Origin of the sequence: Spiroplasma chrysopicola DF-1, from assembly GCF_000400935.1 — a bacterium.
GTDB classification, from domain to species: domain Bacteria; phylum Bacillota_I; class Bacilli_A; order Mycoplasmatales; family Mycoplasmataceae; genus Spiroplasma; species Spiroplasma chrysopicola.
This window is the reverse complement of the sequence record NC_021280.1, coordinates 686,815-713,378: the sequence shown is the minus strand read 5'-3', so window position 1 is coordinate 713,378 and position 26,564 is coordinate 686,815. Positions and strand designations below refer to the sequence as shown.

23 protein-coding genes are annotated in these 26,564 nt (G+C 30.2%); 22 read left to right on the top strand and 1 reads right to left on the bottom strand.

Going from position 1 to position 26,564, the window contains the following annotated elements; all coding sequences use genetic code 4:
• Nucleotides 1-109: 109 nt before the first annotated feature.
• The 5 genes from ileS to SCHRY_RS03265 are packed head-to-tail and all read left to right on the top strand — an operon-like array spanning nucleotide 110 to nucleotide 6,215.
• Nucleotides 110-2,815: an isoleucine--tRNA ligase gene (gene ileS, locus SCHRY_RS03285; protein WP_016339049.1), complete on the top strand. Its 2,706-nt coding sequence runs from the start codon at nucleotides 110-112 to the stop codon at nucleotides 2,813-2,815.
• A gap of 43 nt (nucleotides 2,816-2,858) precedes the next feature.
• On the top strand, nucleotides 2,859-3,434 hold the full coding sequence (gene lspA, locus SCHRY_RS03280) for a signal peptidase II (RefSeq protein WP_016339048.1): 576 nt from the start codon (nucleotides 2,859-2,861) through the stop codon (nucleotides 3,432-3,434).
• Entirely contained in the window at nucleotides 3,434-4,348 is a 915-nt protein-coding gene (locus SCHRY_RS03275; RefSeq protein WP_016339047.1) for an RluA family pseudouridine synthase, read from the top strand. The genes lspA and SCHRY_RS03275 overlap by 1 nt, the downstream gene beginning before the upstream one ends.
• Nucleotides 4,349-4,356: 8 nt before the next feature.
• Nucleotides 4,357-5,727: a rhomboid family intramembrane serine protease gene (locus SCHRY_RS03270; protein ID WP_016339046.1), complete on the top strand. Its 1,371-nt coding sequence runs from the start codon at nucleotides 4,357-4,359 to the stop codon at nucleotides 5,725-5,727.
• Nucleotides 5,727-6,215 carry a deoxycytidylate deaminase gene (locus SCHRY_RS03265; RefSeq protein WP_016339045.1) on the top strand — a complete coding sequence of 163 codons (489 nt, stop codon included), beginning with the start codon at nucleotides 5,727-5,729 and terminating at the stop codon, nucleotides 6,213-6,215. The genes SCHRY_RS03270 and SCHRY_RS03265 overlap by 1 nt, the downstream gene beginning before the upstream one ends.
• A 10-nt stretch (nucleotides 6,216-6,225) precedes the next feature.
• Here SCHRY_RS03265 and rnhC read toward each other — a convergent pair whose 3' ends face one another.
• The gene (gene rnhC / locus SCHRY_RS03260; RefSeq protein ID WP_016339044.1) at nucleotides 6,226-7,110 is read right to left on the bottom strand and encodes a ribonuclease HIII; all 885 of its coding nucleotides are present in this window, start codon (nucleotides 7,108-7,110) and stop codon (nucleotides 6,226-6,228) included.
• A gap of 145 nt (nucleotides 7,111-7,255) precedes the next feature.
• On the opposite strand from rnhC, the gene SCHRY_RS03255 reads away from it, so the two are divergent.
• From SCHRY_RS03255 to SCHRY_RS03175, 17 genes are all read left to right on the top strand, one after another.
• Nucleotides 7,256-7,603, top strand: coding sequence for a holo-ACP synthase (locus tag SCHRY_RS03255; protein ID WP_016339043.1), 348 nt, complete (start codon nucleotides 7,256-7,258; stop codon nucleotides 7,601-7,603).
• 60 nt (nucleotides 7,604-7,663) lie between these two features.
• Nucleotides 7,664-8,578 carry a hypothetical protein gene (locus tag SCHRY_RS03250; protein ID WP_016339042.1) on the top strand — a complete coding sequence of 305 codons (915 nt, stop codon included), beginning with the start codon at nucleotides 7,664-7,666 and terminating at the stop codon, nucleotides 8,576-8,578.
• A gap of 271 nt (nucleotides 8,579-8,849) precedes the next feature.
• On the top strand, nucleotides 8,850-9,968 hold the full coding sequence (gene rpsB, locus SCHRY_RS03245; protein ID WP_016339041.1) for a 30S ribosomal protein S2: 1,119 nt from the start codon (nucleotides 8,850-8,852) through the stop codon (nucleotides 9,966-9,968).
• Between the two features lie 19 nt (nucleotides 9,969-9,987).
• Nucleotides 9,988-10,878 carry a translation elongation factor Ts gene (gene tsf, locus SCHRY_RS03240; RefSeq protein ID WP_016339040.1) on the top strand — a complete coding sequence of 297 codons (891 nt, stop codon included), beginning with the start codon at nucleotides 9,988-9,990 and terminating at the stop codon, nucleotides 10,876-10,878.
• A 20-nt stretch (nucleotides 10,879-10,898) separates the two neighbouring features.
• On the top strand, nucleotides 10,899-11,513 hold the full coding sequence (locus SCHRY_RS03235) for a hypothetical protein (RefSeq protein ID WP_016339039.1): 615 nt from the start codon (nucleotides 10,899-10,901) through the stop codon (nucleotides 11,511-11,513).
• Nucleotides 11,514-11,689: 176 nt separating this feature from the next.
• The gene (pfkA, locus tag SCHRY_RS03230; protein WP_016339038.1) at nucleotides 11,690-12,670 is read left to right on the top strand and encodes a 6-phosphofructokinase; all 981 of its coding nucleotides are present in this window, start codon (nucleotides 11,690-11,692) and stop codon (nucleotides 12,668-12,670) included.
• Between the two features lie 53 nt (nucleotides 12,671-12,723).
• Entirely contained in the window at nucleotides 12,724-14,160 is a 1,437-nt protein-coding gene (gene pyk, locus SCHRY_RS03225) for a pyruvate kinase (protein ID WP_016339037.1), read from the top strand.
• Nucleotides 14,161-14,398: 238 nt separating this feature from the next.
• Nucleotides 14,399-16,318, top strand: coding sequence for a threonine--tRNA ligase (thrS, locus tag SCHRY_RS03220; protein ID WP_016339036.1), 1,920 nt, complete (start codon nucleotides 14,399-14,401; stop codon nucleotides 16,316-16,318).
• 36 nt (nucleotides 16,319-16,354) lie between these two features.
• A complete protein-coding gene (locus SCHRY_RS03215; RefSeq protein ID WP_016339035.1) occupies nucleotides 16,355-17,218 on the top strand; it encodes an oxidoreductase in 864 nt (287 codons plus the stop codon).
• Nucleotides 17,219-17,222: 4 nt separating this feature from the next.
• Complete coding sequence (locus tag SCHRY_RS03210) at nucleotides 17,223-17,591, top strand: hypothetical protein (RefSeq protein WP_016339034.1); 369 nt, start codon at nucleotides 17,223-17,225, stop codon at nucleotides 17,589-17,591.
• Nucleotides 17,592-17,721: 130 nt separating this feature from the next.
• Nucleotides 17,722-18,513: a TMEM164 family acyltransferase gene (locus SCHRY_RS03205; RefSeq protein ID WP_016339033.1), complete on the top strand. Its 792-nt coding sequence runs from the start codon at nucleotides 17,722-17,724 to the stop codon at nucleotides 18,511-18,513.
• A gap of 149 nt (nucleotides 18,514-18,662) precedes the next feature.
• On the top strand, nucleotides 18,663-19,823 hold the full coding sequence (locus tag SCHRY_RS03200; RefSeq protein ID WP_016339032.1) for an SIS domain-containing protein: 1,161 nt from the start codon (nucleotides 18,663-18,665) through the stop codon (nucleotides 19,821-19,823).
• Between the two features lie 220 nt (nucleotides 19,824-20,043).
• Nucleotides 20,044-21,900 carry a PTS transporter subunit EIIC gene (locus SCHRY_RS03195; RefSeq protein ID WP_016339031.1) on the top strand — a complete coding sequence of 619 codons (1,857 nt, stop codon included), beginning with the start codon at nucleotides 20,044-20,046 and terminating at the stop codon, nucleotides 21,898-21,900.
• An 18-nt stretch (nucleotides 21,901-21,918) separates the two neighbouring features.
• Nucleotides 21,919-22,179 (top strand): hypothetical protein, encoded by a 261-nt coding sequence (locus SCHRY_RS03190; protein ID WP_016339030.1) that lies wholly within the window; start codon nucleotides 21,919-21,921, stop codon nucleotides 22,177-22,179.
• 94 nt (nucleotides 22,180-22,273) lie between these two features.
• Complete coding sequence (locus SCHRY_RS03185) at nucleotides 22,274-23,026, top strand: DeoR/GlpR family DNA-binding transcription regulator (RefSeq protein WP_016339029.1); 753 nt, start codon at nucleotides 22,274-22,276, stop codon at nucleotides 23,024-23,026.
• An 11-nt stretch (nucleotides 23,027-23,037) separates the two neighbouring features.
• Nucleotides 23,038-24,186, top strand: a complete 1,149-nt coding sequence (gene nagA, locus SCHRY_RS03180) for an N-acetylglucosamine-6-phosphate deacetylase (RefSeq protein WP_201763773.1) — start codon at nucleotides 23,038-23,040, stop codon at nucleotides 24,184-24,186.
• A 199-nt stretch (nucleotides 24,187-24,385) separates the two neighbouring features.
• Nucleotides 24,386-26,287, top strand: coding sequence for an ABC transporter ATP-binding protein (locus SCHRY_RS03175; protein WP_016339027.1), 1,902 nt, complete (start codon nucleotides 24,386-24,388; stop codon nucleotides 26,285-26,287).
• The last annotated feature ends 277 nt before the right edge of the window (nucleotides 26,288-26,564 follow it).

Sequence of the window (26,564 nt, the reverse complement as noted above, 5' to 3'; positions counted from 1 at the left end):
TAACATGAAAAGAAAAGATAAATATTTTACAAAATATTTATGAAGTAAGATGGTACCGTGTTTTTAACACTCTTATATCACTTACTTTTTTATTAGGAAAGGAAAAAACATGAACTACAAAGATACCTTATTGACTCCAAATACTGCATTTGAAATGAAAGCTAACTTGCCAACAAAAGAACCATTATTGCAAGAAAAATGACGAACATTAAATGTTGCTCAATTAAGTAATACGAAAAACCGTGACAAACGACAGTTTTTATTGCATGATGGGCCTCCATATGCTAATGGTAATTTGCATGTTGGCCATGCTTTAAATAAAATTTTAAAAGATTTTATTGTCCGCTATCATAATTTAAAAGGAAACTACAGTCCTTTTATTTGCGGATGAGATACTCATGGGCTACCAATTGAAACAGCGGTTGTAAATCAAGGCGTTGATCGCAAAGCAATTTCGCCCGTTGAATTTCGCGAAATTTGTGCCCAATATGCACAGGGTCAAATTACCAATCAAATTAATCAGTTAAATAAACTAGGGTTATTAACTGATTTTGATGATAAATATGTCACATTAACGTTAGATTATGAATTGGGACAGCTAGAACTATTTAAAAAAATGGTTGTTGATGGTTTAATTTATCGTGATTTAAAACCGATTTATTGATCATGTTCAAGTGAGTCAGCTTTAGCAGAAGCAGAAATTGAATACGAAGAATTAGCATCACCTTCAATTTATGTTACTTTTGATGTTTTAACAAGTAAAGAATTGCCAGTAGGAACGAAAATAGTGATTTGAACAACAACGCCATGAACAATTCCGATGAATCAATTATTAGCTGTTGGGGCGGAAATTGAGTATGTTCTTGTGACAGTTGGTGAACAATCATATTTAGTTGCCAAAAATTTATTAGAATTTTTAACAACAACTTTAGGATGAGAAAGTGTAACAGTTGTTAAAACTTGCTGAGGAAATGATCTCGTGGACACAATAACAGCCCATCCATTATATCAACGCGAAACAGCTGTTGTTTTAGGCCATCATGTCACAACTGAAACCGGAACAGGAATTGTTCATATTGCCTCTGGGTTTGGTGAAGATGACTATTTAATTGCCCGCCAAAATAATATTAAAGTTTATGCACCATTAAATAACGAAGGAAAATATACAAAAGCCATTAATGATGACCAATTAGTTGGATTATTTTATGAAGATGCTAATAAGATAATTGGGGAACGCTTAGCAGCTAATAATCAATTATTAAAATTAAAGTTTATTAAGCATAAACATCCGGTTGATTGACGAACAAAGAAACCAGTAATTTATCGGGCAACAGATCAGTGATTTGTAGCGATTAATAAAATTAAACCAGCATTATTATCAGAAATTAGTCAGGTTAATTGGTTCCCAGAATGGGGTGAAAAACGGATTGCCAATATGATTGCTAACCGTCAAGATTGATGTATTTCGCGTCAACGTCTTTGAGGAGTACCAATTATTGTTTTTTATGATGAAAATAATGCCCCCCAAATTAATGCTGAAATTATTGACCATGTTATTAATCTTTTTAAAGTTAATCAAACAACAAATATTTGATTTTCATGATCAGCTGATGAATTATTACCAGCAAGTTATCAAAATAAAAACTTTAAAAAAGAGCAAGATATTATGGATGTTTGATTTGATAGTGGTTCAAGTAATTTAACTGTGATTAAAAACCGTGGTTATAATCATCCAGTTGAATTGTATTTAGAAGGAGTTGATCAGTTCCGAGGATGATTTAATTCATCTTTAATTACTTCGGTTATTGCAACGGGTCATGCACCTTATCGTAATGTTGTGGCCCATGGTTTTGTTAATGATGAAAAGGGCCGTAAGATGAGTAAGTCACTGGGTAATATTATTAGTCCTTTAGAAATTGCCGAACAATATGGGGCTGATGTTTTAAGAATGTGAGTAGCTTCAGTTGATTATCAAGATGATGTTAAAATTGGCCCTGATATTATTAAACAAAGTGCCGAAGCTTATCGAAAAATTCGTAATACTTTACGTTTTATGTTAGCAAATTTAGCGGACTTTGATATTAACCAAGATTTTAGTCCAAATTTAAGTGAAGTTGATAACTATGTCTTACATTTAACAAAAGAATTTCAAGAAAAGGTAATTAAAGGATATGAAAGTTTTAATTTTAATACTGTCTTTACGTTAATTAATAATTTTGTTATTACAACCTTATCAAAATTCTATTTAGATTTTATTAAAGATATTTTATATATTGAAAAAGTTAATGCGCCGCGCCGTCGTGCAGTACAAACAACTTTATACCAAATTTATCGTGTTTTAATTGATGTTTTAAAACCAATTATTCCCCATACCACAGAAGAAACCCATCAGTTTATTAATTATCCTGATAAAGCTCCATCAATTCATTTAGAAGATAATTATGATTTAAATTGTGAAGTTAGCCCTGAAATTATTTATCGCTGAAATAAAGTTTTAAAATTACGTGATGATATTAATAAAGAATTAGAAGTTTGTCGTGAACAAAAAATTATTAATAAGTCATTAGAATGCCAAGTAACAATTGCCTTGAAACCAGAATATCAAGAATTAGCGAATATTATTGATTTACACCAAATTTTTATTGTTAGTGCAGTTAGCTTTACTGATGATCACACTAATTTAAATGAATATGAAACAAGTTATTTACAAGTTCAACCAAAAAACGGGTCAAAATGTGCTCGTTGTTGAATGATTGTTGATAAATTAGCTGCAAATAATGAAATTTGTTTGCGTTGTTTTGATATCTTAAATTAAGAAATTATGAGATAATAATTAATAAATAAAAGGAGAAGAAAAAATGCCAGCACGCTCAAAACAGTTTTTTAATGATGTTAAGGAACATTTTAAATTAAGAGAATATCTTTGAAAGTATAAACTCATTGTTTGTTTGCCAATTTTTTGTGGCTTATTAACTTTAGATATTATTTCAAAACAATTGGCTTTTAATTTATTACCCTATAATGTTCAAGTTCCGTTTTTAGATGGTTTTATTAATTTTCAGTTAATTATTAATAAGGGAATTGCCTTTGGGGCTAATGCTGATAATTTAGCCGGAACAATCGTTGGCGCTGTTTTAATTACTGTTTTAGCGTTACTATTATTTCTATATGCTAATCAAAAAGTTATTATAGTTGGTTTAGTAATGATTGTTACTGGTGGCTTTGGTAATTTGGTTGACCGAATGTGAAATAATGGTGGTGTTGTTGATTTTCTGGCCTGAGTGTTATTTCCTCCCTATAGTATATTTAATTTAGCTGATATGTGAGTAACATTTGGAGTTGTTGTCATTGTAATTGGAGTTATTATCAGTATTATCAAATATTATCGTGAATATCATAAAGAGGGAATTGCCCACCCAGAAAGAGAAGAATAATGAAGATTATTAGTACTAGTCAAATGCGCCTTGATAAATATTTAACCGAATATTTTGTCACATCCGCTGAACCATTATCACGAACTAAAATTCAAACTTTAATTCGAACAGGTTTTATTAGCGTTAATAATCAACAAGTTAGTAGTAATTACCAATTACAAATCAATGATGAAATTGAAGTTAATACCCCAGAAATATCAGCTAACCAAGAATTGGTTGGCCAAGTAATGGATTTAAAAATTATGTATCAAGATGATGATTTAATGATAATTGATAAACCAAATGGTTTGGTTGTTCATCCTGCCCCAGGACATTATGAAAATACCTTGGTAAATGGCTTATTAGGATTAGATGTTAATTGGTCAACAGTTAGTGGGGAATTACGTCCGGGAATTGTTCATCGCATTGATCGTCAAACAACAGGGTTATTAGTAGTCGCAAAAAACGATTTTACTCATCAGCATTTGCAAAAACAAATTCAAAATAAAACCTTGCATCGTCGTTATCGCGCTTTAGTTCATGGTGTAATTAGTGAAAATAGGGCTAAAATTAATGCTCCAATTGGTCGCAGCTCCTTTGATCGTAAAAAAATGGCTGTGACGGGACAAAATTCAAAGCCAGCTGTGACAAATATACTTGTAATTGAACGCTTTAGCGATTATACTTATATAGAGTGTGAGTTAGAAACAGGAAGAACTCATCAAATTAGAGTTCATTTGCAATATATTAATCATCCTGTTTATGGAGATCCAACTTATGGTTATTTAAGTGATAAAAAAGAACCATTTGGGCAATATTTACATGCATATGAATTAGAGTTAGTTCATCCTCGCACTGGTAAAATAATTAAAATTACTAGTGAATTACCATTAGAGTTTAGCGAAAAACTGGCAAGTTTACGAGAGAAAGAGTAGGTGATAATATGGCAAATTTTGATAAGGATAAGTTATCATTAGTAGAATATTTTTTAAAGCAGGAAAAATATACTGTTTATAAAAATAAAGCGCGCAGTAATAATAATGTTTATCTTTACAAAATCGATAATAAGCAGTTTCAAATTATTCGGATTATAGATAATTTTGAAAAAGATTTAAATGAATTTATTATTGATGATGAAGTTGTGGTAAGTTTGAAAGGTTTTTTATCAAAAAAACAACAACGGGCAAAATTAAACGTATTATCAGTTGTTTTAACCGAAGATCGTTCTCAGATTATTAAAAAAGAAGATGGGGATGTTATTTTAGCGGTTGATAAAACAAATTATGCAGCGAAACTACAAGAATTTTATCCCAAAGCAAATATTTTAACTGAGAATATTGAAAATTCAAATGTGGGGGCATTATCACCAGAGGAATTAATGGATAAAATTAATGACCCTGATAGTAATATTACCAAGCATTTAAAAGAACTAAGCCAAAAACTAAGTTACAATAATTTGGTTATTACCTGAATTATTTCTTTTGTTTTATTAGTTTTTCCACTATTTATTATGTTATTTGGCGCTAATTTACTAGGAATAAGTAATCAAACACCATCATCAATTCTCCAATTATTATTTGGAGGGATTAACCGTGATTTATTAGTTTGATCAAATCAATGATGGCGTTTATGAACTTTTTGAATTTATGATGCGGATATCTTTACAACAATTATTAATGTTTTTCTATTATTCTTAATTGCGCGTTTTACCGAAGCAATTTTAGGACGTTGACGAATGGTGGTTATTTTAATTTTTGGGATTCCGTTAGTCGGATTATTCTTATCATCAACAATGCCAAACTTTATTTTTGCCGGGTCATCAATTATTTTAAGTTTATTATGAGGGGGGCTATTTACTTATAACTATGGTAAAGATAATTTGGCAGAACTAGTTTCAAATAAAAGAACAATAATTGTTCCAATTTGATTAATTGTTTTTCCAATTTTTACTGGCCAATTTATGGCTTTATTAATAGTTTTAGTTGCCTTTTTTATTGGTAGTGCGATTTCATTTTTATTTGATGTTAATTTGAAACAAAAAAATGGTTGAACAATGTTAATTTATCCATTAATTATTTTATTTGGAGCAATTATTACGATTTTAGTTTGTTTCTTAATTCGTCCTTATGTTCCCCCATATAGCCCTGAAACAATATACACTTTAATTAAATATTGACAATTAGGGTTAATTGATAAAGGAACAATTGAAAATATGCTACGCAATTATTATCAGTTACCAAAAGAAAAATGACCAGAAATATTGTCAGAACAAACTAATGCATTATATCAGTTATGACAAGGAGTTAAATTCTAATGGCAACAATTCAGCAGCAAAAACGGGAAAATTATTTAAGTTGAGATAATTTTTTTCTTAGTGTCGCTCATGTTTGTGCAATGCGCAGTAAAGATCCAAATACCCAAGTTGGTAGTTGCATTGTTAATAATATTAATCAAATTATTGCAACAGGCTATAATGGCTTGCCCCGTGGTTTAAATGATGATGAATTCCCTTGAAGTCGTGAAGGACAATATTTAGAAACAAAGTATCCGTATGTTGCACATGCTGAATTAAATGCAATTCTAAGTGCTAAAACAAACTTAGATAATTGTCGAATTTATACGACTTTATTTCCTTGCTCAGGATGTGCTAAATTAATTATTCAAGCCGGTATTAAAGAAGTAATTTATGATAATGATAAATATGATAAAACCGAAGATAATCAGGCTGTTAAAAAAATGTTTGCCCTTGCAAACATTAATTGTCGAATGATATCGCCCGTTGAAGTTATTGTTAAATATTAGCAATAACTTTTTATTTTGGTTCTACATTAAAGTGATCTTTGATAAATTGTCGATATTGCTCGGGGGGGAAAATTTTTTTGTATTTTTTTCCTAATTGTTTTGTTGTTGCACTAGCTCCTAATGGTAACGCAATGTTAAATTTACTTTCCAATTTTTTAATCTCGGTTAAAAAAGTTGCCCGTGCAAGAATTGCACTGCAAGCAATTGCCAAAATTTGTTCTTCACCATGGGTTAAAAAGTTAACGTTTTCTTTAATAACTTGTTTTTGGTCTTGCAAATATTCAAAGTATTTTTTTGGATTAACAAACTGATCAATATAAATAGTTTGGCGCTGATTTAATTTTGTTATTAAGTTTATTAAGGCCTGATTATGACCTTGGGCTTTAATAATGTGAGAATTATTATATTTATTGAATAAAGCATTATATGTTTCGTTGTTAATAATAACAATACTATAACTAACAAGTGCTTTAATTTGTGGCGCTAATGTTAGAATAACATTATCGCGTAATTTTTTACTATCTTTAATTGGCAAGGCACTTAATGCTTTTACACTTGCACTACTAAATGAAGTTGCACAAACAACTAGGGGCCCAAATAGATCTCCAACACCAACCTCATCATTTCCAATAATATTTGGTGTATTATAAGCAATAGGTTGATTTTGAGGGGGGCTATTTCTTGCATTTATCGGAAAAAAGTACGCTGCGGCTTTTATCGCCTTGGGGCCTTGTCACAAAACAGTGTTTGTTTGGTAAATTGTAATTGTTATTCCGTCTTTTTGAAAAACATTTTTTTTATTTTGATCACGTTGAGGGACTTCGTATTTGGTATAGTAGGCAATAATTTGGTTAATTATATTTAAATCGACATTTTTGAAACTAATATTTTCCATTAAAAAGCCCCCTTTATTATTTTAATTATAACGAAAAATTTTATTAAACAATAAAATTTAAAATATATTTGGTTTATTTTCAAAAATAGGTTAAAATATTTTTGTATCAAAATAGTTAATATAATACTGAATTGGGGTTATTTAAGTGATTAAAAATGTAGGAATTGATATTGTCAAAAATAATCGAATAAAACCAAGTCCTGAATTTGTTAAAAAGCTTTTATCACCAGTTGAGTATCAATATTATTCCCAAATTAATAACTTAAATCGTCAAATTGAGTATTTAGCTGGTCGCTGGGCTGCTAAAGAGGCAATTTTTAAAGCAATTAATAGTGAAAAGATTGTTTTAAACGAAATTAGTATAATCTTAAGTAATAATAAAAAAATAGATGTTAAGGGAGTTCAACTTGAACAAAATGAGCAGTTAAATGTTTCAATTAGTCATGACCAAGAATATAGTGTTGCTGTTGTAATTTTAAGTGAAAATAATTAAATTGCCTTGGAGTTATAACATATTTTTAAATCATACTGCCGATAATAAGGGAGGGTATTAATGTTTAACCGTTGAGAAAATAATTTTATTCACTTTTTGGATTACTATAATTTTTCAAATAATTTTGCAAATTCCCAAAAAGATTCTTTCCAATTTATTTTATTGGTTTCAGTTTTTGCTAGCCTTTATATGATTTCAATTTTTGCAATAGGGTACTTATTATATTTTTGTAATCGACCTAACCAAAAAATAAATTATAAAATCATTAAAATCGCAACAATTATTTTCGCTTTTGTAATATTTTTCTTAGGAGATGTTCTTTGAAAGAGTTTTTATATTGAAACAAAAACTTTTAATATTAAATATTTTTTAGTTACAATTTCTTGTTTTAATTATTTTCAATTATCAATTGGTTTATCGCTAATATTGGGTAATTGAAAAATAGTTAATAATTTACTAAGAATAGGTTATTTTTTACCAATCGTTATTTTGGGCGCTTCGATTTTAAATAATTTTAATATTTTAAATGAAGTTTTTAATCCCATTTATTTCATTATCTTACTAATAATTATTTTAAATGATTTATTTATTTTTATTCCTGTCGGAATTTTAGTGTCAAAACTATTTGGTCCAAAAAAACTTTTAAAATTCTGGTTTTTAATTATCATGTTTTTTAGTATTAATATCTTATCAAAATTTTCTCTTGCAATTCCGTATTTTGAAAATATTAAAAATCGACCTTTTTCAAAATTAATTACTTCTATTTTATTTATTATTATTCCAACCCAAATTTTGATTACTATTATTGTTTTTGTTGAAATTTTAAAAATAATGCACGTTTTAAATCAAAAGATGGTAGTGGAACTGGACAAAAATTCTTTCCTTATTATGCTTAATCAGACATTAAATTTTGCTAACCTTAATTTTTCCCCTAAATCCCTTGCGGAGGGTTATCAATTACATTTAAGAAATTAAAATGTAACTCTTTTGAAAAACAAACTTTAATTTTAAACATTTTTTTATAAAAAAACAAAAAAACAGCCAAATTTATTATTTTTTAAAAGCACTATTTTACTAAATAGTGCTTTCTTTTTTAAAATTATGTTATAATTCATATGTTGTATTTACTTAATTTATGGTTATACAGACACATTTATGAATTCATTTGTCGAGTGCTTTATTTTTAATATAAAGTGGTAAATGTTAGAAGTAGATGGAAGCAGAAACGAAAAGGAGAAAACTGAAAATGGCAAAAGAATTAACAAGAGAAATGCTTTGGGAAGCCGGAGCACAATTTGGTCATCAAACAAAAAGATGAAATCCAAAAATGAAACCATATATTTATGGAGAAAAAAATAAGGTTCATATTATTGACCTACAACAAACATTATGAAGACTTGAAGATGTTAAAAAATTAATGGCAACATTAGCAACAAAAAAAGGTAAAATCCTTTTTGTTGGAACAAAAAAACAAGCAAAATGAATTGTCAAAGATGCAGCAGAACGTAGTGAAAACTTCTATGTTAATCAACGTTGATTAGGAGGTACATTAACTAACTTAAAAACAATCCACTTACGTGTTAAACGCTTATGAAATATTGAACGTCAGGAAAAAAATGGCGAATTAAAATTATTACCAAAAAAAGAACAAATTCTAATTAAAAAAGAAAAAGAAAAATTAGAAAAATTCCTAGGTGGAATCAAAGGAATGAAAGAATTACCACAAGCATTATTTGTCGTAGATCCAAAAGAAGAATACATTGCTGTAAAGGAAGCACAAAAATTAAGAATCCCTGTTATTGCAATTTGTGATACTAACGTTGATCCTGATGGTATTGATTATATCATTCCGGCTAATGATGATACAACAAGAGCAATTGCGATTATTACTCATCATATTGCTGATTTATATGGTGATGCTATGGGCTTAAAAATGTCAGAACCACAATTTAAACCAAGTGAATTTGTTCGCCGTGAAGGTGATGATAATCGTCCAGAACGTCGTGAATTTGGAAAAAGAGATTTTAATCGTCCAGAACGTCGTGAACAATCAGGACCAAGACCAGTTGTTGCCCCAGTCGTTGAAAAACCAGTTACTGATACAGCACCAGTCGTTGAAAAACCAGTTAAGACGCCAGTCCCAACTCCTGTTGAAAAAGCTCCAGTAATTGAAGAAACTAACTCAGCTTTTGCAAGTATTGGAGTTATTGACAATGATCTTGAAAAAAGTTTAACAAAATTAAAAGTTGATCAATTAGAAAAAATTGCCAGCGAATTTGGTTTAAAAAAAGCTAAAAAAGCTGAAATGATTGAACAATTAACAGCATTATTACAAATTAGTAATAATCAAATCGTAAAAAAATAATTTAAGGAGGGTTTTAGAAATGGTAGTTACTGCACAATTAGTTAAAGAATTACGTACTGCAACCGGAGCAGGAATGCTTGATTGTAAAAAAGCATTAGAAGAAACAAACGGAAATATTGATGAAGCAATCAAATGATTACGTGAAAAAGGAATCACAAAAGCAGCAAAAAAATCTGATCGTATTGCCGCTGAAGGATTAGTTGGAATGACAATGAAAGGAAATAAAGTTGTTGTTTTTGAAGTAAATTCAGAAACAGACTTTGTTGCAAAAAACCAACAATTTTTAACTTTATTAGATCAAATTGGAGCAACTTTAGTAAACAGTAATGTTAGTACTGTTGAAGAAGTATTGCAATTAGATGTTAATGGCCAAACATTAGATGCCTTAATTACAAATGCAATTGCCACAATTGGAGAAAAAATTACTTTACGTCGTTTTACAATTTTAGAAGTAAATGATAATCAATCAATTGGTGCGTATGTTCACTCAAATAAACGAATTGTTGCCGCATTATTATTTGATGGGGTAATTAGTGAAGAAGCTGGAAAACAATTAGCAATGCATGTTTCAGCAATGCGTCCTCAATTTGTCTCACGCGAAGAAATGAGCCAAGACTTTTTAGCAAGTGAAAAAGCAATTTTAACAGCGGAAGCTAAAAACGATCCAAAAAATGTTGGAAAACCAGATAACATTTTAGAAAAAATGGTTGAAGGTCGTTTAAACAAACAATTAGCAGAAATTTCATTACTTGATCAAGCTTTTGTTATTAATCCTGATCAAAAAGTTAGTGACTTTTTAAAAGCTAATAATGTTAGTGTTAAAAAAATGATTCGTTATGAAGTTGGGGAAGGAATTGAAAAAGAGCAAGTAGATTTTGCTCAAGAAGTTATGGCCCAAGTTCGTAAATAATTTTAAAAGGAGATGAGAGAATGTTTAATCTTTATGCAGATTTAGATTCAGTCAAAAGTCTAATTATTGCCTTAGCAATGGCCGCTTTCTTATTAGTGGCTGTTGGTGCTTCAATTTTAGGTTATTTAATTAGTTTTAAAAAACATGAGTTTAAAGAAGTCTTTATAAACAAAAAAGTATTAATTAGTGTCTTTTCAATATTAGGGGCTAATATCCCTGTGGTTGTTACTGGTTTTATTCTTCAATTTGTTGTTGAAAATATTCCAAGTTATGTGGTGATTATCTTAATTGTTTTAGGTTTTGCTTTAACAGTTGGGGTTGGAATTTATATCTTTTTATTCTTACACACAATGGCAATTGGTATTGGTGACAAAGAAATTACTTTCTTAGGGGAAAGAATTCTAATTCGTAAAATCAGCAATGTAAGACAAAATAAGAAGTTAAATCAAATTACAATTAATTATATTGAAGGAACTCGAAGCAAGAAAAAATGTCGCTACTCTTTAGCATCACAAGCTGGCCAATTTATTTTAAATAATGTTGGGTTGTTGAATCAAGAAGTTGAAGTTGACCCAGTTGAATCAAATTCAACACCAAAAAGAAGCAAAGATGAATCATCAAAATCATCAAAATAAAAAAACTTACTAATAAATTAGTAAGTTTTTTTATTATTGTAATTGTTTTTTTTATTAATAATCTAATTCCGTTACTAAAGTTAATAGTACTATAATCAATTAATCAGAGAATTATTATTTTTTTTCTAAAAGTAAGTTATAATAATTAGGTAAATTAATTAAAGGAGAAAGAATATATGATAAAACGGATTGGAATTCTTACTTCTGGTGGTGATTCACAGGGAATGAACGCCGCTATTAGTGGAGTAGTAAAAACTGCAATTGCTAAAGGTTTAGAAGTATATGCAGTAAAAGACGGTTATTTAGGATTAGTTAATGACTGAATTGAACCAGTTGGGGTTAATTTTGCTGATTCAATTATTAATCGTGGTGGAACAGTGTTAGGAACAGCGCGTTTACCTGAATTTAAAGAAGTTGAAGTTCGTCAAAAGGCTGTTGCCAATTTAAAAGCAAAAGGAATTGATGCATTAGTTGTTATTGGGGGTGATGGTAGTTACCAAGGCGCCCAAAAACTAACCGAAATGGGCATCAATTGTGTTGCTTTACCAGGAACAATTGATAATGATATTACTTCAACAGACTATACAATTGGTTTTGATACGGCAATTAATATTGTTGTTGAAGCCCTTGATCGCATTCGTGATACAATTCAATCTCATAATCGTTGTGCAATTGTTGAAGTAATGGGACATTCATGTGGTGATATTGCCTTATATGCTGGAATTGCCGCCGGAGCTGACATTATTTCAATAAATGAATCAGCTTTAACAGAAGCAGAAATTGCTTCAAAAGTTAAAGAAATGCATGATAAAAATAAACGTAGTGTAATTGTTGTTGTTAGTGAACTAATTTACCCTGATTTAAAAAAATTAGCCCGTTTAGTCGAAACAACTAGTGGTTATGTAACTCGTGAAGCTGTTTTAGCACATATTCAAAGGGGAGGAACTCCAACGGCGATGGAACGCTATCGCGCTTTCCAAATGGCAAAATTTGCGGTTGAACAAATTTTAGCCGGAATTGGGGGAATTGCTGTTGGTAATGTTGGGGATGAAATTGTCGCTCGCCCAATTATGGAAGCATTAAGCATTCCCCGCATCTCACGCAAAGATATTTTGGCTGATTTTACTAATTTAAATGATAATATCTATAAAAAATAATGAAATTAGGATAAAATAAAAGAGTAGAAAGTTAAGAGGAGAATACAAAACTAATGGACAAAATAAACTTAAAAGATAAAATGAAAAGAACTAAAATTATTACAACAATTGGACCAAGTACTCATTCAGAGGAAGGGATTTTAAAATTGTTTGACTTTGGAATGAATACAATTCGTTTAAACTTTTCACATGGTGATTATGAAGAGCAAGGGGCACGTATTGTTTGAACAAAAGAAATTATTAAAAAAATTGGGAAACCAATCTCAATTATGCTTGATACAAAAGGGCCTGAAATTCGTGTTGGAAAAATGAAAGATGGTAAACAAGAAATTGTTAAAGGATCAAAAGTAACAATTTATTCATTACCAGCAGAATATGCTAGTCGTGAAGGAACAGCATTAGAAATGACAGTTTCATATGATATGTCACAAGACTTAAAAACTGGGGATGTTGTTTTAGTTGATGATGGAAAATTGCAATTAAATGTAACTGATGTGCAACCAGGGATTATTACAACTGAAGCATTTAATCATCACGTTGTAAAAACAAATAAAAGAATTAACTTACCAGGAGTAGCTTTTACATTACCATTCTTAGCTGAAAAAGATATGGCAGATATTAAATATGGGGCTGAACAAGGAGTTGACTATATTGCTGCTTCTTTTGTAAATACAAAAGAAAATGTTTTAGAAATTCGCCAATTATTAAAAGAAGCAAATGCTGAACATATTCAAATTATTGCTAAAATTGAATCACAAATTGGAATTAATAATATTGATGATATTATTGCCGCTGCTGATGGAATTATGGTTGCACGGGGAGATTTAGGATTAGAAATCCCATACTATGATGTACCATATTGAGAAAAAATTATTATTAGAAAATGTCGGGAAGCTGGCAAAGTTGTTATTGTGGCAACGCAAATGTTAGAATCAATGACTGATAATCCACATCCAACAAGAGCTGAAGTTACTGACGTTTACTTTGCAACAGAACTAGGTGCTGATGCAACAATGTTATCAGGAGAATCAGCTAATGGGGATTACCCATTTATTACTGTTGACACAATGGCAACAATTAATAAGAGAGCTGAAATAGAGTTTTACTCAAAATTATATTATGAAAAACAATTAGAAAATGCTTGTAAAACAACTTCAGGACCACGTGCTGAAATTGCTAAAAAATTAGCTGAAAAATGTAAGAATGGTGAATATGAATATGCAGTTGTGTTATCAAATACTGGAACATTATTAAAAACTGTTTCAAAATTTCGTCCAAATGTTGTAATTTTAGGAGTTTCTCCAACCCCAGAATTATATACTGCTTTTGGAGTATGACATTCAATTTTTATGAACAAAGTTGATAACTATAATGAATTTAAAGATAACGATCATGCAATTATTGAAGTTGCGAAAAAATGAGGAGCAAAAGTTGGATCAAAAATCTTATTTGCTCGTAGTGATGTATTAAAAGAATTAATAGTTGAATAATTAAACTACCTGACCACAAATTATTAAGCACTTTTTCCCAGCAAGTTAAGGATGATGGAAGCTTAATAAAAATCTTAATAATTTACTACCAGGAAACTAGTTTACGTTTAAGCTCATTTCGTTATAATGAGTGAAAGATAAATTAAGGTAACTTAATTTAATAAGGATGGTACCGCGAAAAAATCGCTCCTAATCATTAGAATAGGAGCGATTTTTTGCTTAGAAAGGAATGAGAACAATGATTAAAATAATTTTACCCGATGGGCAAGAAAAAAAATTTCAAGCCCCCCTTAGTGTTGAACAATTAGCAAGTAGTATTGCTATTAGTTTAGGAAAAGCAACTTGAGGAGCTATTATTGATGGAAAATGGTATCAACGTGATGAAATTATCACAACAGGAGGGAAATTAGAATTAATAACAGAAAAATCGGCAAATGCTGTACAATTAATTAATAGTAGTGCTAGTTTATTGTTAGCACATACCTTACAAGAAATGTATCCCGAAATAAAAATTGCCCAAAGTGAATTAACAGCAGAAGGTTTCTATCTTGATTTTGACCTTACTCCTAGCATTAAAGAAGGGGATTTAGTTAAAATTGAAGAACAATTTAAGCAAAATCTTGCTAGTCATTTGCAAGGGCAAAAATTGTGTGAACCAATAGCGTTAGGATTAAAACGTTATCAAGATAATCCTTATTTACACGAATTACTACAAAATGTTAACCAGGCTAAAATTTGTTCATATCAAATTGGTGATAATTTTTATTACCAACCTTTTGATTTTGTTAATTTTAAACTAATTAAAGCTTTTAAAATTATGGGCTTAGCTGGAGCTTATTGACAAAATAATGCTAAAAATAAAATGTTGCAAAGAATAAGTGCTATTAGTCACTTTTCGATTAGCCAATTTGATGAAATGTTAAAAGAATTAAATGACCGTAAAGAACGTGATCATCGTAAAATTGGGAAAGATTTAGAGATTTTTACATTTGATAATTTAATTGGTCCAGGATTACCAATTTGATTACCAAATGGAATGGCTTTAAAAAAAATCATTCAAGAGTATATTCGTGAAAAAGAATGGGAATATGATTTTGTTGAAGTTGAAACTCCTGTTATAGGAACTGATGAAATGTATAAAATATCAGGACACTGAGATCATTATCAAGAAAATATGTTTCCTGTTATGGAACGTGATAATGAGGCAAGTGTTTTAAGACCAATGGCCTGTCCTCATCATATTGCTGTTTTTAATTACAAACAACGTAGTTATCGTGAGTTACCATTACGGATTGCTGAACATGCCATTTTACACCGTTTTGAATCTTCAGGAAGTTTAACGGGGTTAGAACGAGTACGAATGATGACTTTAACTGATTCCCATATTTTTGTTCGTAATAGCCAAATTAAGAATGAATTTAAACGCTGCTTTAAATTAATTAACGAAGTTTTAGCAACTTTTAATATTAAAGTAGATTATTATTCATTATCATTACGTGATCCAAATAATAAAGAAAAATATTATGATGATGATCAAATGTGAGAAAATGCGGAAAAAATGTTGCAAGAAGCTCTAGATGAACTAGCAATCCCATATGTGCCAATGCTTGGGGAAGCAGCTTTTTATGGGCCAAAGTTAGATATCCAAATTAAAACAGTCTTGAACCATGAAATTACTGTTTCAACTTTACAATTTGATTTTTTACTACCAAAAAAATTTAACTTATCATATATTAATTCAAAAGGAGAAACTTCAAGTCCAACAATCATTCACCGTGGGTTAATTGGAACGTATGAACGTTTTATCGCTATTTTATTAGAGCAAACTAACGGGGTTTTACCATTATGGCTAGCGCCAACGCAAATTGCGATTATTCCAGTTGCTTTAAAAGCAAGTCATTTAGAATATAGTCAAAAGTTGCAACAACAATTTAAACAATTAAAAATCCGAACAATTGTTGATCAACGTGATGAACGGTTAAGTTATAAAATTCGCGACGCCCAAACTTCAAAAATCCCTTATCAATTAGTAATTGGGGATAAAGAAGTTGAGGAGAATGTTATTACTTATCGTCAGTATGGAAATCAAGAACAAATTACACTCCCATTTGATCAATTTATTATCCAATTAAATGATTTAATTATTAATAAAAAGTAGTAATTAAAATAAAAAAATGGAAAGAAGGAAATAAAAATGGCTAAACAACAAAAAGTTGCAATTGTGACAGGAGCTTCATCAGGGATTGGGAAAGTAATTGCAATTGAACTAAGTAAACAAGGTTATTTAGTATACGGTTTAGCTCGTCGCCTTGAACGAATGGAACAGGAATTAAAACCATTTGGAATTATTCCAGTCCAAGTTGATGTAACTGATGATAATAGCATTGTTAAAGCAATTACAAATATTATCACAAAAAGTAGTCGTATTGATGTGTTAGTCAATAATGCTGGGTATGGTTTATATGGGACAATTGAAGACACCAACTTAGCAGAAGCCCGTCAGCAATTTGAAGTTAATCTTTTTGCCTTAGCACGAGTAACACAACTAGTATTACCCCAGATGCGCGCTCAAAAAAGTGGCTATATTTTTAACCTTTCATCAATTATGGGAGTTATTTCTCATCCTGTTGGAGGTTGATATGCTGCTAGTAAATTTGCTGTTGAAGGGTTAAGCAATTCATTACGATTAGAAACAAGAAAATTTGGGATTAATGTTGTTGTAATTGAGCCAGGAGCAATTAAGTCAGAATGATCACATTTAGCGGCTGAAACCCTAGCGAAAACCGCCCAAACTTCAGCTTATCAAGAAGAAATTAATTTAGCATTAGGAATGTTACCAGGACCAGATTTTGGTCATGACCCAATTGTGATTGCAAAATTAATTACAAAAGCCCTTCGTAAACGTCATCCCAAAGCCCGTTACCATGGGGGATATTTAGCAGGGCGAACATTATGAGCTAAACGCCATTTAAGTGATAAACATTTTGATAACATTATGATGCGCTCATTGGCAAAACTAGCAAGAAAACAAGCCAAGAAAAAAGTAAAAAGAGGTTAGAATAATGAATATTTTTGAAATAGATTATTTACAATTATGTTTTTCCGAATTGGATCCAAAACTAAGCAAAGAATCATTAACAGATATCATTTTATCTCCCAATCAAATCGTTGTTGATAATTTACGGGTAAATTACCAAAATACTAGTGATTTTGAAAAAAGTTGAGATTCGTTTAAGCTTAAAATAACAGAAAAAGAGACTAAAAAATCAGTTAGTCAAGAACTAATCAAAGTTGATTTTGCTAATAATCCTAAAGTAAAAGTGCTATGTAAATTAAAACCAGCTGGAAAAATGATTATTCGTTGTACAGCAAGTATTACAGAAAATATTAATGGTGATAACATTAGTTATAATATTAATATTTTAAAGTAAAATAAGACTATTTTTGTTAAAACAAACCACTATTGTGGTTTGTTTTATTTTTGAAATTTAATTGCAAAATATTCCGAACTAAATATAATTAATAAAGATGTTTTATTTTAAATAAAGGAGAGGTTTAAAAATGATAACATTTTCATGAATTTTAGCAATTATTCTGTCATTTTTTTTATGGGCTAGTCTATGAATGTTTCCAAAATTTTATAAAAAAACAGCCAACCATTGATACTTAAGAGTGGTTATGGCAATTTGGATTTTAATAGTTGAAGGACAACGTTTTTATGCCATGTTAAATAATGGAGGATGACAGCATTTTCCAAATTATTTTTCGTTATATTCTTGTTCAATTGTCGCATGGGTATCTGTTATTATATTATTTTTTCCGCACAAAATCTTTTTAGAATGTTTTTTCCCATTAGCAATTTTTGGACCAATTTTAACTTTATTTTTTCCAACTTATTTAGTACCATTAACTGATTTTTATTATTATATTTTCTTTTTTGGACATACATTTAGTTTATTTGCCTTTTTATATGTCTATTTATATGGCTTAAGTGATTTTAAAGTTAAAAAAGATACGGTTAAAAATGTTATTGTTAAATCAATTTTAACCGGTTTGATTATGTTACTGGCCGTGGAATTATTTAATCAATATTTTGACACAAATTATATTATTGGCGATATTGCCGGGGCTTTAGGGTTAGGAGACTGAGCACGACCATGACAATTTGTTATTACATTTGTTCTGGGTCTATTAATGATCATAATTGGAGATGTGATACTATACTTTTCAAAACCAATTTATGCTTATAAAAGCCAAGTTAAATTACATGATACATATTGAGAAATTTGAATGCATAAAATTAAAACAAAATTAAAAAAACCAAAAAAACAGAAAGCAAAGGATAAAGAGTAATTGTATTTTATTAACAGTAATATTTAAAAACCTTCTTTGAAAAATGACAAAGAAGGTTTTCTTTATAATTTAATTTATATAAAATTATCATATTTTATAAAAAATAATCATTGATTAAGATATAATGAAACAAAGAAAGGAAGAAGATAATGATTTTTGGATTAAACCAACAAGACCTTAAAACAATGGGGTCAATTTATACAGCGCAAGAAATTTTTCAACAACCGAAGGTATGAGCAGAAATTATTGAGTTAGTAACAAAAGAAGAAAAAAAAATTAAAGCTTTTTTGAAGCTTTTTAATCTTAAAAAAACAAAAATTATTTTTACAGGTTCAGGATCAAGTGAATTTGCGGGTGTGATTTTGGCTGATTATCTAAAATTACAAGGATATCATGCCGTTAGTAATGCCGCAACTGATATAGTCTCAAATCCAGCAGTTTATTTTAATAACAGTGAAGAACCAATTATTTTGATTTCATTTGCTCGTTCTGGAAACTCTCCTGAATCAATAGGAGCCATTACTATGGCTGAACAAATTGTTCCAAACTTATTTCAAATTATTATTACTTGTAATAGAGAGGGCCAATTGTATCAAAAAAATCAAAACAATAAAAAAACATTGAGTTTATTATTACCACCAGCAACAAATGATCAATCATTTGCGATGACATCAAGTTTTACTAGCATGCTTTTAACAGCATTCTTAATTTTTAACCAAGATGATAGTAGTTTAAAAATTGAATTAAATGATTTAATTACTAAAACTGAAGAATTTTTAACCCAAAATTATCGCCAAATTGTTGCTTTAGCCACAGTACCAGCAGAACGGGTTGTTTTTTTAGGAACAAATATTTTAAAAGGGTTTGCGCAAGAAGCAAGTTTAAAATTATTAGAATTAACAAATGGGAAAATAGTAAGTACTTTTAATACTGCTTTAGGTTTCCGCCACGGTCCTAAAGCAATCATCACGCCAAAAACAACTGTATTATTTTTCTTAAGCCAAGACAAATATACTCGCCAATATGATTTTGATCTTTTAAAAGAACTCTTTCATGATAATATTGCCGGGGAAATCATTGTTTTTGACAGTATAATTGATGAAGAAATTATGCCTTATTGTAATAAATATCTTCCTTGGCCATTACAAACTAGCAACGATGTTATTAGTGGATTACAAGCAATTGTGTGAGCGCAAATTTATGCTTTATTTATTGCGCTTCGATTTGAAATTACCCCTGATAACCCTTGTCCAACTGGTCAAATCAATCGCGTTGTTAAAGGAGTAAAAATTTATCCGTGAAAAAAATAGCTATGTATGTAGTTATTTTTTTAGGTAAAAAGATTTTATGAATTATCATAATTTATAATTTATTATCATAATTTATATTTATTGTATTATAATGGGGATAGCATCTATAAATTATTAATTAGATGTTAAGAAGTTTTACAATAAAATAAGTCCGACACAAAAAGTGTCAAAATTATTTATTTCCAAGTAAGTATTATTAAATAATAGAAAGGAAAATAACATGACAGAATTACTTTTGAACAGGAAGGATAAGCGCCCTGTTAAAAAACCTCGAGCTAATTCTTCTGCAAAAAATTTCTTTCATCATGCTGGTGTTAGTTTACAGCGACTAGGAAAATCATTAATGTTTCCAATTGCTGTTTTACCAATTGCTGCTTTAATGAATCGGATTGGTTCATTAATGAGTGATCCAACAATTGGGATTGTTGAAAACTCAGCAGTATGATGAATTGGCCAATTTATTATGGCCCCCGGAGCCGCTGTCTTTAATAATATTGCAATCATTTTTGCGATTGGTGTGGCTTTTGGTTTAGCAAAAGATTTTCGGGGGGAAGCTGCCCTTTGTGGGGGAATTGCTTATTTTATTTTAGCCTTGATGACACAGGAAGGAATGATTGCCTCTTTATTTTATAATAACGTTTTAACGTATGATGGTTTTAAGAATGCAACAAATCATGCTGATGAACTAATTTCCTGAAAGTTTAGTCAGCTTTTATATGTTCCAAAACCATTTCAAGACCCAAGGGCAGGGGCTAATCCAGGAGATTTAATTAATTCGGGAATTTATGTTTTAAATACTGGAGTTATTGGAGGAATCACATGTGGAGCCTTAGTTGCCTATTTTTATAATCGTTTTAAAGATATTCAATTGCCCCAGGCCCTAGCCTTTTTTGGTGGTCGCCGCTTTATTCCAATGATTACTGTTGTAACAACATTTGGTCTAGCCTTTATTTTTGCGGCCATTTGACCTTGAATTCAATATGCGTTAATTATTATCGGTCAGGGTATTTCATCCTCAACGGCTTCAGCGGCTGGTGGGGCATGGGTTTATGCCTTTATTAACCGGTTATTACAACCATTTGGTGCTCATCATATTATTAATACTTTTTTATGATTTCAATTACCAATTGAGGGGTCATTATTACCAGGAATTAGTGAAGTTCCAGGAGGAATTAATTTAGGAAATGGGCGTTGAATTGTTTTTGGTGATATTACTGCTTTTAACGCTGGAGTTATTGGTTCAGGAATTTTCCAAGCTGGATTTTTCCCAACTTTCTTTGGTGGGATTCCTGCCACGGGGTTAGCAATGATTATGATTGCTGATAAAAATAAACGACGTGAAACAGCAACTTTTATTGCCGGAACAGCGTTAGTGGCCTTTTTAACTGGAATTGATGAACCACTTGTCTTTATTTGAATTTTCTTATCACCATTATTACTCTTTATTCACGCTTTCTTAACTGCTTGCTTTGCCGCCTTAGTTGTTGGGATGGGAATTAGATTAGGATTTGGTTTTTCGGCCGGATTAATTGACTATTTAATTTCGGTACCCAAATCTTGAACAATGTCATTACAAAATGCTAGTTCAGGAGCAAAAACTTTAGCTAATCCATTATGAATTTTCCCAATTTCAGCTGTAATGGGAGTTATTTATTACTTTATTTGATACTATGTAATCAAAAAAATGAATATTCCAACCCCAGGTCGTACAATTGGCCCAGTCAAAGCAGAACATAATTTGAAAACAAATATTGCGGCCGAAAATGCCGAAGATTTAAAAGTTATTGCCAAAGCTGGTAAAGGTAAACATAATAAACGAGCAAGTTTAAAAGAAAAATATGATAATATGGCTGGGGAAATTGTTCGCCTAGTTGGCAAGGATAATTTCAAAGTAATTGAAAATTGTGCAACAAGATTACGGTTGGTTGTTAAAGACAATAAGTTAGACATCGATGAACAATTAAAAGCGGCGGGAGTGTATCAAGTTATTCGGATTGGTCAAGAAGGTCTTCAACTGGTGATTGGTACTGATGTTGAGCATGTTACTGATCGAATTCGTGAAATCGTTAAATTGTAAACTCGTTTTAAAACAGCAATGTTAATTTTTACAGTAGATTTAACAAATACCGTCCTTTTATATTCATATATTGGTCTTGGTGTTTTCGGTACGCTCTTGCTTATTTTTATTGGCTTGCACATTTGATGAAATCGTTACCAAGAAAAGAAAAGCCATATTGAGCATGTTGGCTCAAATTCAATTTTTCGATTTATTAAATTAAATATTTTTGCCATTTTTGCGGCAATTTGAGGTTGTGGATTATTTAGTGCCGTGATGGCTTTAATTAGTTTACGATAATTGATAAAAAGAATAGATATTATTATTTATTCTTTTTTAGGTTATAATTTATTTGTTACCCACCGGGGTGTTTTGTTACCAAAAGGAGAAAGTTATGCATAAAATTGAGCGCCAAAAAATATTATTAGATTTTTTAAAACAAAAAACATTTTATAATATGAATGATGTCAAAGATTATATGAATTCCCACCATGTTCCTTATATTACTTTACGCCGCGATTTAAAAGAATTAGAAGAACAGGGAATTATTAATTTATCATATGGGGGAATTAATGTTTTAAACAATATTAATCAAAATGAAGAAACACGCCAGACAAAGGCTAATTTAAATACTAATCTTAAAAATACTTTAGCAAAAACAGCCCAGCAGTTAGTCAAAGAAAATGATGTTATTTTTGTTGGGGCGGGAACAACTTGTGAAGCCTTTGTTAAATTAATTACAAAAGAAGTTAAAGTGATTACAAATTCATGGTATGTTTATAAACTAGCCCGTGAAAATTGTTATATTAATGAAGTAATTTTGCTAGGGGGAAAATATCGCGATCAATCAGGAGCTTTTATTGGTAGTTTTACCGAAAAAACTTTAAAAATTGAAAATTTTTCAAAAAGCTTTATTTCTGTTAATGCAATTGATTTTAATGGCAATTTGTATAATAATAATGAACAGGAGTCACATTTAGAAACATTAGCCTTAAATTCGGCCCATGCAAAGGTTATTTTAGCTGATAGTACAAAATTCAATGTAATTGGCTATGATAATTTTTATCACGCCAAAGATGTTGACTGAATTATCACTGATCAAACTGTTGCAATTGTGGAAGAATTACAACCAAAAATAAAATATTAGAGGAGAAAAGAATGATGATATTAAAAAATGCTAAAATAGTTTTATTAGATGAAATTATTGATTTGGGATGAATTGAAGTAGAAGGACAAAAAATAAAAACAATTAATCAGGGGGTAACCGAACTTGATGGTTTAGATTGTAGTAATTTAACAATTATGCCTGGTTATATTGATTGCCATGTTCATGGTGGTTATGGTTATAATTTTGAACAAGGAACAATTGATAGTTTTGTTAATTTTGCTAAAAATGTTACAAAAGAAGGAATTACTCGTTATTGTCAAGGGACAGTAACAGGAGCAGTTAGCAATTTAGAAAAAATTTTAACAGTTTATGCCGAATTTATGGCAAAACATAATAATGGTCCCCAAGCACGCCAAATTGGTGCCCATTTAGAAGGACCATTTATTTCTCCAGTTTTTAAAGGAGCCCATGAAGAAACATTATTATTAAAACCAGATGTTGATGTTATGAAAAAATTAGTGGGGGCATCAAATGATAATATTCGGATTGTAACTTATGCCCCAGAATTGCAAGATGGTAGTTTTACGAAATATTTATTAGAACAAAAAATTGTTCCATCAATGGGGCACTCAGCTGCGACTTTTAAAGATGTTGAACAAGAAGTTAGCATTGGGGCAAATCATTTTACCCATTTACATAATGGGATGAGTCGTTATGATCATCGTAATCCCGGAATGATTAATGCGGGGTTATATTTTGACGAAATTCTTTGTGAACTAATTACGGATGGGATTCATAATGATTTAAATGTTGTCAAAGAGGTTTATAAAATCAAAGGGGCTGATCATATTTGTATTATTACCGATGCAATGACAGCAAAAGGAATGCCAGATGGCCCTTATAAATTAGGGGGCTTAGATGTTGTTAAAAAAGGACAAACTGTAACATTATTAAATGGGGTTTTAGCAGGGTCAGCTGCGACTTATGACTATTGTGTAAAAAATATGTATAAGGTAACCAATTGTTCATTAATTGAATTAACTAAAATGACAAGTATTAATGTTGCGAAACAATTTGGTCTTTTTGCCGAAACAGGATCAATTACTGTTGGCAAATATGCTGATTTTACAATTGTTGATGGGCAATTAAATGTTAAAGCAACAATTGTGGAAGGTCAAATTGTCTACGATAATTTATAGTTAATATTAATGTTTTAAGATTTTTATAATAAAAATCCTAAAACATTTTTTTATTTTATTGCTATTTATTTTCCTTGCTGTTGAAAAAACTATTTGCTATAATTAACTTAACATTATAGCATTAAAATATTATCATCGCTCTGTTGATATTTTTTATTGGCAATTTTAGCCGGGAAAAGCAAAGAAAGGAGGCGATTGAATGCGCAAAGATAATATTGATATTAATCAGATTGAAAAAGATCTTGATCAACATCTTGAAGTTGAAGAAACAACTTCTTATAAAAAACAGTCACCATTAGAAATGATGAAAAACATCAAAAACCCAAAAATTGGTTTTTTTACATTAGTTTCAATTTATTATAAAAGATATTTATTAAGAGCTTTCACAATAGTTTTTGCTATTATTGTTTCTTCTTTTGCCTTAGTGTCAATTACTTTTCTAATTGGCCAATTAATGAAAGAAGTTGCTCATGTTTTTGGTGATGGACAGTTAAACCCTTCAACGGGACTTGAATGATATTATTGATTAATTATTATTGCGGGGGTATTATTAATTTCCGTTATTACAACTTATCTGCGGGAAAGAGTTGGCGGAATGTTTGGCCGCCAAATCGAAATTGATATTCGTAATGCTGTTTTAAATAATTTAGTTAATTTAAATATTGGCTATTATTCTGACAAAAAAATTGGAGAAACAATGACAAAATTAATTAATGATACACAAATTATTGGTGATGAATGTCAATTAACACCAACCAACTTAATTAGTATCCCAATTATTTTTATTGGTAGTGCAGTAACATTAGTGATTATTGATTGACAATTAGCCTTAATTACACTTGGGGCAACAGCAGTTTTTATGACCCTAGTTTCAGTGACATTTCGTTCACAAGCATTAGAAACTGAAGTTGTTCGTAAAAAAATTACTGAAGTAAATGGGGATGTAACAGACCGAATTGGAGCGGTAGCCTTAATAAAGGCTAGTGGAACCGAAGAATATGAAAAGGTTCGTTTTGAAAAAATTCATGATAGTTATTATAATGCCAATAAAAAATTAAACCGAATTCAAGCCGGAATGATGACAATTATTTTAACTTGTGCTTCAGGATTAACTGTGCTTGTTGTTGTATGTGCAATTTTATTATATGGAACTGGTGGGGAAGCAACTAATGCTTCAAAAATTATGCTAATTTTACCATCATTTATTGCGGGAGTTAACACTTTATGTTGACCAATCTGAACTTTAACAGGTCTAATTCCTGGAATGGCCCGTGCTACAGCTTCAACACGACGAGTAACGGCTTTAATTAAAGTTTCAACAACAATTGAACCAAATTTATCAGCGCCAAAAATTGATAAAATAACTGGGGATATTATACTTGAAGATATTGTTTTTGCCTATCCAGAAAAACCAAACACTGTTATTTTGCCAAAAACTAATTTAACTTTTAAGCAAGGAAAAAACTATGCTTTTGTGGGGGCCACAGGAAGTGGTAAATCAACAATTAGTAAATTATTATTAAGATTTTATGATCCAACGGAAGGAAAAATTTTAATTAATAATCAAGATTTAAAAAGTTTGAATTTACCAAGTTATTTAAGTCATGTTGGTTATGTTGAGCAAGAGCCAAAAATCTTATATGGTGATGTGTTATACAACGTTAAATATGGGAACTTTAATGCGACAGATGAAGAGGTAATCGCAGCTTGTAAAAAAGCAAATCTTCATAAACTAGTAATGAGCTGAAAAGATGGCTATAATACCATTTTAGGAGAACGAGGGTTTATGATGTCAGGAGGACAAAAACAACGATTAGTTATTGCCCGAATGATTTTAAAAGACCCTGAAATTTTAATTTTAGATGAAGCTACAAGTGCTTTAGATAATATTGTTGAAAAAGAAATTCAAAAAGAATTGGAAAAAATTATGGTTGGTAAAACAACGATTTCTATTGCCCACCGTTTATCAACAATTAAAAATGCTGATCAAATCTTTGTCTTAGAACCTGGTGTTGGGATTGTTCAAAAAGGGAAATTTAAAGACTTAATTGCAAAACCGGGAAGATTTAAAGACTTATATGAAGCTGGCCATCATGATTAAAATGGGGAAATATAGGACTTATTATTCAATTTTTAAAAATAATTATTAAATTTTTTAATTTTAAGGTTATCTTTTGCAAAGAAAAGTTAATTTGTAAGGTACCATAGACATTTAAGACCAGTTAATTTTTTAAATCTTTTAACACAACTTTAGTTGGTGTTAAAAGATTTATACTCTTATGTCGTCGAATATTGTTCTAATAATTTAGAAAGAGTTTAATTTGTTTTCGAATATCATCAATTTCCTTAAGATATCTTGATAAATATTCAAAAAACTT